4 protein-coding genes and 1 pseudogene are annotated in these 3,439 nt (G+C 33.2%); 1 reads left to right on the top strand and 4 read right to left on the bottom strand.

Annotated elements, in window-relative coordinates:
• The 3 genes from IV84_RS10125 to IV84_RS10110 form a co-directional block, all read right to left on the bottom strand.
• On the bottom strand, positions 1-631 hold a 631-nt coding region (locus tag IV84_RS10125), incomplete at its 3' end, for a replication initiator protein A (protein ID WP_162261356.1).
• 916 nt (positions 632-1,547) lie between these two features.
• Positions 1,548-1,751, bottom strand: coding sequence for a hypothetical protein (locus tag IV84_RS10115; RefSeq protein ID WP_054712561.1), 204 nt, complete (start codon positions 1,749-1,751; stop codon positions 1,548-1,550).
• A 54-nt stretch (positions 1,752-1,805) separates the two neighbouring features.
• On the bottom strand, positions 1,806-2,591 hold the full coding sequence (locus IV84_RS10110) for a ParA family protein (protein ID WP_054712564.1): 786 nt from the start codon (positions 2,589-2,591) through the stop codon (positions 1,806-1,808).
• A gap of 166 nt (positions 2,592-2,757) precedes the next feature.
• Between IV84_RS10110 and IV84_RS10105 the strand changes: the two genes are divergently transcribed.
• On the top strand, positions 2,758-2,922 hold the full coding sequence (locus IV84_RS10105; RefSeq protein ID WP_075168959.1) for an MFS transporter: 165 nt from the start codon (positions 2,758-2,760) through the stop codon (positions 2,920-2,922).
• An 82-nt stretch (positions 2,923-3,004) separates the two neighbouring features.
• Here IV84_RS10105 and IV84_RS10100 read toward each other — a convergent pair.
• Positions 3,005-3,367 (bottom strand): annotated as a pseudogene (locus IV84_RS10100) (TIGR02328 family protein).
• Positions 3,368-3,439 lie beyond the last annotated feature (72 nt).

The raw sequence follows: 3,439 nt of genomic DNA, 5'->3' as shown, positions 1-3,439 counted from the left end.
GAGTATCTATATTGTATCTATTAGTATCTAAGCTTCTAGGTTCTTTATATAGATCGTGTCCGTTTTTCGGAAGTCTGCTTGTATCAAGGGATTGGGATATGTTACCAACGGTCTCATGCTGATTTCCGTTTTTCGGAAGTCTGCTTGTATCAAGGGATTCAACGGTCTCATGCTGATTTCCGTTTTTCGGAAGTCTGCTCGTATCAAGGGATTGGGAGCTATTTAGATTCTTTTCTCTTAAATAAACATCTTTTTCATTAACTTTTAATTCCGCTAAATACAATCGGTTGGGTAATTGGCGGCCGGCTTTTGGTTGAAAACCCATTCTTTTCTGCATTAATAAATGAGCACCTTCAAGCTCTTTTTTAATTTTTGCAATTTTTGTATTTGAGCAGTCAAATAGTTTTTTTAATTCTTCGTTTGTGAAGACAAAATAAACATTGTCATTTTCGTCAACCCAGTTATTTCGTAATGAATATTCTAGCCGATCTTTGAGAACCATGTAAGCCAGTTTAGTATCACTACTTAGGTGTTTATATTTTTCTCCGTACATTAGTACCTTGGGAAATTGAAAAAATAAAGTTCCATAAACGTTATCTTTGTTATAAAAATCAAAATTTGCTTGATCCATCATAAAAACTCCCTTCTTGACTGACACCTGCTGTCCCAAAAGAGAGTTGCCAAAACATTTGATTTGCTTTAAAATACAAATCTGATATGCTTTAACTAAGTTACAAAGCGTACATTTGGTAGTGATGGCTTTGCAATTTCATCAGCATGTGTCTGTTTGTGAGTTGCCCAACCGGCAACTTTTTTAATTTATAGCAACTAAACAAAAATGGACTAGGCAGCTTCTGTTGGCTACTTAGTCCATTGGATTTAATTTGTTTTTTAACTATCCTTAACTTGTCCTTTTGGACCGGTTTGCGGTATAATTAACCTACAAATTAAGAACAATATTCAGTTGATTTTTACTTGGCGGTCTAAATCGACTGAATCTAAGTAGCTGTCAGATAGCTACTTGCTAAACCTGAAGTCCCTGATTCCTCGTGAATTGGGGACTTTTTTCTGTTTAGCTTGATCTTTTATTCGGTTGTCATATTAATCTTAGTCTAGCATAGCGCTTACCCGCCGGCAACTTTATTTGGTCTTGTACACTTTGCCTACTTTGGGTTTGAACCAATAAGAGCCGGAAGATATCAGTAAATATTCGAATAATATAAATGCCTCTGGGTGTTTAAGAAAGTATTCGTTGAAAGCACTGAAAATCAAAAGCATGATCGGTCCGCATAAATAAGTAATAAACAAGGATATCATTTGTAATATACGGATAACTGATCGACGATTACCACTCCATTTTTCAAATAGTACTTGTAACCATTATTGTAACGGGAATAATCATTGTCTAAAAAAGAAACGATTGCCTATTTTATGTCTCTTCAAAATGCCGATAACGGGAAATAGCCAAAAAATAATAATACAAGCAACAAGGAATATCTCGTTCATTGTAGTTTCCATGATTTTACCCCTTTTTCAATTAGCGAAAATCAAAGATTAAATTCTTTTTTTAGCAGTTTCTCTAAATATCTGGAAGCTGTTAATTCTTTCTCTTTTGCACGTCTAGTTAGTTCATTAGCAATATCTTGCTTCAAAGTATAAGATTTTGAAATTCTAGGTGCAGTTGGTTCATTTTTAGCAGGTTTGCTGCTCATACTATTTTTTAGTTGATTCATTTTATCTTCAAATGCCATTATACTAGTCCTTTCTGTCTCATAATATGATATAGCATGACATATCATATTACGCTATTGCTTCGCAAAGGTTTCAAAGATATTGTCGATATTTTCGAAAAATTCTTTGGCCCTTTGTGTTGAATTGTTTTCTTGCTCCATCTTAATCAGCGGTTTGTGATTAAGAGTTGTTTTATTGAATATTTCTCTTTCAGGAATTAGTGCAATTGTCCGCGGGTCTTTTTTCATTTGTTCTACAAACTCATGAGATGACTTAGTATTATGTTTTATCCGGTTTCCAATGAATTTAAGTTCCGCTGTGACAAAACTTTGTCGAGTTTCGACATTAATTACATCTTGTTTCAATTGTTTCATTCTTAATTCCAAATTACTTTTTGAAATAAAACCGTATTCACTTGGTTCAATTGGGCTGAAAACGAAATCAGAAATTACAATCATATTTTGTGTGATAGTTGAAAAATCAGGATGCGTATCTATCAATACATAATTGAATTTTTTTAGTTCATTATAGTTATCTGAAAACCACATGTACATTAATAATTCTTTGTTTGCTCTAGTTTGAAGATCATTGTTAATTGTATCTAGATTCATAGAAGCAGGGATAATTGACAGATTCTTGTGTAACTCAATAATTTCTACTTTTTCATTATCTTTTGTAAAAACATTAGCTAAGGTATCATGATCTTTATAAATATCATAAGTTTGGGTCAAACTACACTGGTGATCACTATCAATCATCAAAACATTGTAACCCTTACTAGATAACCATTCACCATAATTGAAAGTTAAAGTTGTTTTTCCAACTCCGCCCTTAATGGCTGAAAAAGTAATTATTTTCATAGTGTGCCTCCTTATTTGCAAGTAAATAATAGCATATTATGAAATAGCATGCAACAATATATCATGATATGATATATTGTTGCATGCTATTTCATGGAAATAAGATTATGCGAGTAATCAACAAATAAATCAAGGCCCACACAAATTGCTGGTTGGTCTCAAGCAAATGGCACAAAAAGAAGCTTTAATGAATTCTATGGGAAAAATTAAGCATGCTAAAAAGCGACAAATCAGTCATGCCTTTAGTCATACTTATTTGGTAGGAGCGGTGATTATTTTAATTCTTTCACCGATTGCTTTATTAACAGATCGTAAGCAATTTAAAAGTTGAATTAAGCTAGCCAGTATCTTAATTCAATGCGGATTACTAGCTAAATCTAAGAGGGTATTTCGAATGAGATACCCTCTTAGATTTATAAAATAATCCCCTTACTGGCTAAATTAGATAAACATTCTTTCAAATACGAATCATTATGTTCTGGATAAATCGGGTTAGTTATCGGACACTTTTTCAAAATTATATATGGATCGCAATGGATACCACGGTAAAGCGGATCAAACCATTTTTTATTAGGACGATATCCGCGCCGCTACATTTCGTGCATGACCAGCAAGTGAAATTGATAAAGTTTATACGGTGAGTAATTGAATACATAATTAACAGTTGCATGCTTTTTTCCCCAGCCATTGCCTCTTAAAGCAGCAATTTCCCGATGCTGTCCTAACAGTTGTTGGCGAGGAAGTTTGCTAATGAGTTGCTCATGCCAAAGTCGCATAATTAGCCTCCTAATTTTTTATTTTATTTATCAATGTATTAGGCAGATTGTAAAATTTAAGTTGAACATTTA

Source organism: Pediococcus damnosus (genome assembly GCF_001437255.1).
Classification (GTDB): Bacteria; Bacillota; Bacilli; order Lactobacillales; family Lactobacillaceae; genus Pediococcus; species Pediococcus damnosus.
Note: the sequence above shows the minus strand (reverse complement) of the source record. Positions and strands in the feature narration are given on the sequence as shown.